This is a genomic window from Micromonospora sp. D75, from assembly GCF_018070405.1.
In the GTDB taxonomy this organism is placed as follows: domain Bacteria; phylum Actinomycetota; class Actinomycetes; order Mycobacteriales; family Micromonosporaceae; genus Micromonospora; species Micromonospora chalcea.
Genome location: NZ_JAGPXV010000333.1, coordinates 1 through 6,467, shown reverse-complemented (window position 1 = coordinate 6,467; position 6,467 = coordinate 1). Strand labels below are relative to the sequence as shown.

Sequence of the window (6,467 nt, the reverse complement as noted above, 5' to 3'; positions counted from 1 at the left end):
CGGTGAACACCGGGAGCACGCCCGACCAGTCGAGGTCGACCGGCCGGGCCGTGAACGACTCGACCGCGTGCACCAGCGCGTCGATGCCGGACCAGGCGGTCACCGTCGCGGGCGTCCCGAGCGTGAACTCCGGGTCGACCACGGCGGCCGACGGCACCAGAAAAGGGCTGGAGATGCCCACCTTGAGCTCGCGGTCGGGGTCGGACACGACCGCGACGGGTGTCACCTCCGACCCGGTGCCCGCGGTCGTCGGCACCGCCACCAGCGGCACGATCGGCCCGGGCACGAGGTTCTCGCCGTAGTAGCGGTGCGCCGGCCCGCCGTAGGCCGACAGCAGCGCGATCAGTTTGGCGGCGTCGAGCGCGCTGCCGCCGCCGATCGCCAGGACCACCTCCGCGCGGTAGTCGCGGGCGGTCGCGACCGCGGCGTCGGGGGTGTCGACCGGGAGTTCCGGCGTGATGTCGGAGTGGACCAGCACGTCCAGCCCGGCCCCGGTCAGGGCGTCCACCGTCTCGCGGAAGATCGGCGTCCGCACCAGGAACGGGTCGACCACGGCGAGTACGCGCCGGCCGTGCACCCGGACGACCTCCGGCAGGTGCCGGCGGGCACCGTACCCGAAGTGGATCCGTGGCGGAAGGCGGAGCGTGCCGACGGCGGCGGAGCGGAGGTCGTCGCCGGCGCCGGCCGGCGCGGCCACCACGGTCTCGTCAGGCACTGAAGCCACCGTCCACCGGGAGCACCGCCCCGCTGATGTGGCTGGCCCGGTCGCTCAGCAGGAACGACGCCGTCGCGCCGACCTCCGTCCCGGTGCCCGCCTTCCGCAGTGGGGTCGCCGCGATCCGGGCCTCGACCCCGCCGGGAATCGCCAGCCGGGTCTGGGCCAGCATCGGCGTCTCGGTGGGGCCGGGCGCGATCACGTTCACCCGGATCCCGAGCGGGCCGAAGTCGTGCGCGGCGGTGCGGGTCAGCCCGATGACCGCGTGCTTGGTCGCCTGGTACGCGCCCAGGCCGGAGCTGCCGCGCAGTCCGCCGATGCTGCTCACGTTGACGATCGAGCCGGCGCCCCGGCCGAGCATGACCCGCACCTGCTCGCGGACGCACAACCAGGTGCCCTTGACGTTCACCGCCATGATCCGGTCGAAGTCCTCCTCGGGGACCTGGTCCAGCCGGCCGCCCTGTGTCATCGCGGCGTTGTTGAAGGCGCCGTCGAGCCGGCCGAACCGCTCGACGGTCCGGTCCACGACGCGGGCGACGTCGCGGGCGACGGAGATGTCGCCGGTGACGTGGTCGACGTCGTGCCCGGCCGAGGCGAGTTCCAGGGCGATCTTCTCCAGTGGCCCCTCCGAGCGGGCGACGAGCATCAGCGAGGCGCCGTCGGCGGCGAACACCCGGGCGGCGTCGGCGCCGATGCCCGCGCTGGCGCCGACGACGAGGACGACCTTGCCCACCAACGGGAGGGGGCGGTTCTGCGGGTCCGGCATGGCTTCTCTATCCCTCTTCTCGACGGCTGCCGGTGAGCAGCAAATGTTCGGATAGCGCAACCGAAGTTCATATTACGGAGCGAGGTCTCGTGTGTCCACAGGCGTCGTAACGGCGGAGCGCCCCTCCCGACCGGAGTCGGAAGAGGCGCTCCCCCACTGACGGTGCGGTGTCGCCCGGGTCAGCCCAGGTCCACTCCGTCGACCTGCGGGCCGAGCGGCGGCTGCTGCCAGCCGTGCTCGGTCATCCGCCAGTCCGGCCGCACCTCGCACGGCGCGCACTGCGGCCAGTAGAACTGCGGCTCGCGCCCGCTGACCGGGTTCTTGTAGTGGAACCACATCGGCACGATCCCGGGCCACGCGATGTAACCGGGGGAACCGCCCTGGAACCCGCGCGAGCGCTCACCCATGCTGCTGAGCAGCACGTCCGGCGGGTACCGGGTCACCAGCGTGCTGGGTGCCGGGTCCGGCAGCTCCGGGTTGCGCGGGTTCGCCGCGGCCCAGCCGCCGGCCCAGTTCGTCGACTGCCAGTAGAACTCGTCGATGGTCAGGCTCCAGATGCGCCAGATGCCGTTCTCGAGCACGAACTCGTCGTTGTACATCGCGCCGTTGAACGCGCCGGCGTTGGTCCTCGACGTCCGCGGCTGGAGCAGGCGGGCGCGCATCGTCGCCGACCGTCCGTCCTCGGACACGAGGATCACCGGTTGCGGCCGCCAGTGGTACGAGATGCTGGCGCGCATCGTCGACGGGTTGGTTCCGTAGACCGTCACCCCGGCCTGCCGGATCCGCTCCGGGCCCTGGAAGTAGCCGGCGAACGGCGACAGCTTGTGGCCGAACTCGGCGTGGATCTGCGCCATGTCGTAGATCCGGAGGTCGTCCAGGTAGGCGGTGTACGCCATCGAGACGTTCTCCGCCCCGTCGAACGCCAGCGACCGGGCCAGCCGGCGGTCGAGGTCGGCCAGGTTCCGGTTCGACGACGCCGCGCCGCCGGCGTTCTTCTGGCTGCGCGCCTGCACGTCGAGGAAGGCCGGCACCCGGGTCGGCGCCGGCGCGATGCCGCCGTCACCCCAGCCGGTGGAGTACGGGGCTATCACCAGCGGCGTGATGTTCATGTCCTTGAGCTTCCACAGCCCGCCCTGCTTGACGAAGTGGTTGTGGAACACGGAGATCTCCCACGACGCCTCGCGGGTGTTGGCGTCGCCGACCATGGCGAACTCGATGCCCCGGGCGGTCGCCTGCGTGCCGCTGGTGTGCACGTCGACGATCGTGTCGAACTGGATACGCTCGTTGAGGATGCCCTGGCTGAGGTTCTCCGGGCCCATGCGCTCCATGGCCTGGCGGACGCCGGCGGCGCCCCGGAACGTGCCCACGTTGTCGATGGTCACCGTGGCGCCGTTGGCGAACAGGTCGACCACGTCGGACCACATCCGCCGGTCGACGTAGTAGCCGTAGGCGTGCTGGAGGTTGCGGACCGAGTCCTCGCTGTTGAGCTTGTCGATGCGGGCCGCCACCTTGTTGACGGTCGTGCCGGCCGGCGGCGCCGGACCGACCGGCTCCGGGATCGGCACGCCCGCCTCGTCCGGAGTGAAGTGGTACGGGACGATCGGCAGCAGCTCGAGGTCCTTGTTGCGCCAGCCGGTGGCGTAGTCCCCCTCGTACTGCGGGTAGTAGTGCAGCAGGGAGATCCGCCAGCGGCCGTTCTCGAACACGTACTCGTTCTCGTAGATGCCGCCCTCGATCCGGGCCGCGCCCGCGCCGTCACCGAGGAAGCGGAAGCCGTTCCAGCGCGCCTTCGCGGACAGGCCGTCGACGGAGAGGTTCACCAGCGGCTGGTCGACGATCACGGTGTGCAGGGATCCCGGGTTGATGCCGTTCATCGCGCCGGCGTCGGCCTCCAGCCAGTCGCGGATCGCGGCGCGGCCGGTGACCGTCTCGTCGCCCCAGCGGAAGGTCGCGTCGGCGCTGAACAGCGCCGCCATGTCCGACCATCTGCCGTACTGCGCCAGGTGCGCGTACGTGCGCTGCACGTCCTTGACCTCGCGCAGCGACTCGACGCGGACCAGGTCCCGGGCGAGGGAGTTCAGGGTGATCGTCGGGGTGGTGGCCGCGGCCGGGGGCGCCTGGAGGGCGACCATGCCGGCGGCGACCAGCAGCAGTGCGGAGGCTGTCGCGGTCAGCCGTCTTGTCAGACGTCTCATCTTCACATCCCTGTCCGTTGCTGGCGTATGTGGAATCCCCGTGGTCGGCGGGCGGCCGTGGAGGTCACGACCGGAGGCAGTTGCCGGAAACGTACGGGACATGTTCGCAGGGCGCAAGAGCTATTACGCCAGATGAACTTTGCCCAACCCACACCATCTCGCCACCGGCTGGGGGACACCGGAGTGCGGCAGGCGCGCGGAGGCGCCCCTCCCCACGGGATGCGGGAAGAGGCGCCTCGGAACGGACGCGGCGGCAGCCGCCGTCACTGACGGATCAGCCCACCTCCAGCCCGTCGATCTGCGGTCCGGTCGGCGGCAGCTGGTAGCCGTGCCGCGTCATGCTCCAGTCCGGACGCACCTCGCAGGGCGCGCAGTCGTACCAGAAGTGCGGCGGCACCCGTCCGCTGACCGGGTTGCGGTAGTGGAACCACATCGGCACGATGTCCGGCCACTGGATGTATCCGGGACTGCCGCCGCGGAAGCCGCGCGACCGCTCGCCCAGCGCGCTGTGCAGGACGTCCGGCGGGTAGGTGTTCACCAGATTGCTCGGCGGCGGGTCGGGCAGGCTCGGGTCACGCGGGGCCACGCCACCCCAGCCCTGGGCCCAGTTCGGCGACTGCCAGTAGAACTCGTCGATGTCCAGGCTCCAGATCCGCCAGACGCCGTCCTCCAGCACGAACTGGTCGTTGTACATCGCGCCGTTGATGTACCCGGCGTTGACCGTCGAGGCGTTGACGTGCATGAGCCGGGCCCGGACCGACGCCGACCGGCCGTCGTGCGAGACGTCGATGACCGGCTGCGGCCGCCAGTGCAGCACCAGGAAGGACTTCTGCGTCGGCGGTGGCGTGTTGCCGTACGTCGAGACCACCGAGCCGAGGATCCGTTCGCGCGTCACGTTCCAGCCGGCGAACGGGGACAGCTTGTGGCCGTCCACCGCGTGCACGGCCGCCATCTCCGGCCACCTGCTGTCGTCGATGTAGTAGCTGTAGGCCGCCGAGACGTTCTCCGCCCCGTCGAACGCGACCGAGCGGTTCAGCCTCCGCTGGAGGTCGGCCAGGTCCGCCTTCGGACCCTTCGGCGCGCCGGCCGCCTTGCCGGGCTTCGGCGCCGGGGTACGCCCGGCCACGTCGAGGAACTTCGGCGGCTTGGCGGAGGCGACCGGGCCGGTCCCGCCGTCGCCCCAGCCGGTGCTGTAGGGCGCCGTGACCAGCGGCGTCAGGTGCATCTCCTTGAGCTTCCACAGGCCACCCTGCTTGACGAAGCGGTTCGTGAAGACGGAGAACTGCCACGAGGCGCCGCCGGCGTCGTTGAGCATGCCGACCTCGATGCCCCGGGTGGTCGCCTTCTTGCCGTTGTCCTCCACGTCGACGATCGTGTCGAACAGCGGCCGGTCGTTGAGCACGCTCTGCGTCAGGCCCTCCGGCCCCATCCGCTCCATCGCCTGGCGGACACCGGCGGCGTTGCGGAACACGCCCACGCCGTCGATGGTGACCTTCGCGCCGTCGGTGAACAGGTCGACCACGTCGCTCCACATCCGGCGGTCGACGTAGTAGCCGTACGCGTGCTGCAGGTTGCGCACCGAGTCCTCGTCGTTGAGCGCGGTGATGCGGTCGGCCAGCTCCTTCGCGTTGAACCGGGTCTTCGGCGCGGGCCCGGTCGCCGCCGGGATCGGCACGCCGGCCACGTCGGGCGTGAAGTGGTACGGCACCACCGGCACCGGCTGGCGGTTGATGGTCCGGAAGCCGGTGGCGTAGTCGCCCTCGTAGAGCGGGTAGTAGCGCAGCAGCGAGATCTTCCACTCGCCGTTCTCCAGCACGTACTCGTTCTGGTAGATGCCGCCGTCGATGCGCGCCGCGCCGGCCCCGTCACCGAGGAAGCGGATCCCGGACCAGCGGCCCTTCGCGGTACGGCCGTCCGGCGACAGGTTGACAAGCGGCTGGTCGATCACCGTGGTGTGCAGCGCGCCCGGCCGGGCGCCGTTCATGTCCCCGGCCTCCGCCGCGAGCCATCCCTTGATGGCGTGGTGGCCGCTCACCACCTGACTTCCCCACTGCAGCGTGCCGTTCGCGCTGAACAGCTTCGCCATGTCCGCCCAGCGCCCGAACTGGGCCAGGTGGGCGTACGACCGCTGCACGTCCTTGACCTCGCGCAGCGACTCGACCCGTTCGACGTCCCGGGCCAGCGAGTCGATGCTCACCGGCGCGTTTCCGCTCGCCGCCGCGTGCGGCGCCCGTACCGCGATGTTCACGCCGACCACCAGCAGGAGCCCGGTCGCCGCCGCCGTCAGCCGTCTTGTCAGAGGTTTCATCGTCACATCCCTGTCCGTAGATGCCGTGCGAAGAGCTCTGGCATCGCCAGGTCCGGCCGGAGGGCGATGCGAGGAACGTACGTGACGTGTTCACCTACCGCAAGAAGCATTCCGGCATACGAACTTCCGGCCGCCCAACGGGACCCTGACGCCGTCGATCATGAAGTTGACCGCGATTTTCGCCCGTTTTCTCCCGGCCAACTTCATGATCAGCGCGTGGGTCCTCGCGCGCGGGGTGGGTGGCGCGCGCCGGGGTGCCGGTGATCAAGGAGTTAGGGTGCGGGACCGGGCGGATCTGGACACAAAGTCCTTGGTCAACGAGTGGGGCGGCCGGAGAGCGCGGGCGGGGCGGGGAAGATCGGGCCCGTTACTCGTCTGCCGTCGGCGCGCTGTCTGCGGGGGCGCCGAGTTCGCTGGTCAGGGTGGTGGCGGTCGCCACCAGCAACTCGATGGCGGCGGACAGCTCGGCGATGTCGCCGGCGC

The 6,467-nt window shown here is 70.8% G+C and carries 4 protein-coding genes; all 4 read right to left on the bottom strand.

The genetic code is table 11. The features are described from left to right. On the bottom strand, positions 1 to 715 hold a 715-nt coding region (locus KBX39_RS19575; RefSeq protein ID WP_210871871.1), incomplete at its 3' end, for an iron-containing alcohol dehydrogenase. Beyond that, positions 708 to 1,448 (bottom strand): SDR family NAD(P)-dependent oxidoreductase, encoded by a 741-nt coding sequence (locus KBX39_RS19570; protein WP_210871869.1) that lies wholly within the window; start codon positions 1,446 to 1,448, stop codon positions 708 to 710. The genes KBX39_RS19575 and KBX39_RS19570, both read right to left, overlap by 8 nt. Before the next feature lie 212 nt (positions 1,449 to 1,660). After that, positions 1,661 to 3,676: a nuclear transport factor 2 family protein gene (locus KBX39_RS19565; RefSeq protein ID WP_210871867.1), complete on the bottom strand. Its 2,016-nt coding sequence runs from the start codon at positions 3,674 to 3,676 to the stop codon at positions 1,661 to 1,663. Positions 3,677 to 3,950: 274 nt separating this feature from the next. After that, positions 3,951 to 5,984 carry a nuclear transport factor 2 family protein gene (locus KBX39_RS19560; RefSeq protein ID WP_210871865.1) on the bottom strand — a complete coding sequence of 678 codons (2,034 nt, stop codon included), beginning with the start codon at positions 5,982 to 5,984 and terminating at the stop codon, positions 3,951 to 3,953. Between the last annotated feature and the right edge of the window lie 483 nt (positions 5,985 to 6,467).

Bases quoted from the DNA above. Each gene is read 5' to 3' on its own strand.
- KBX39_RS19565 (WP_210871867.1), bottom strand. From the start codon at position 3,676: ATGAGACGTCTGACAAGACGGCTGACCGCGACAGCCTCCGCACTGCTG.
- KBX39_RS19560 (WP_210871865.1), bottom strand. From the start codon at position 5,984: ATGAAACCTCTGACAAGACGGCTGACGGCGGCGGCGACCGGGCTCCTG.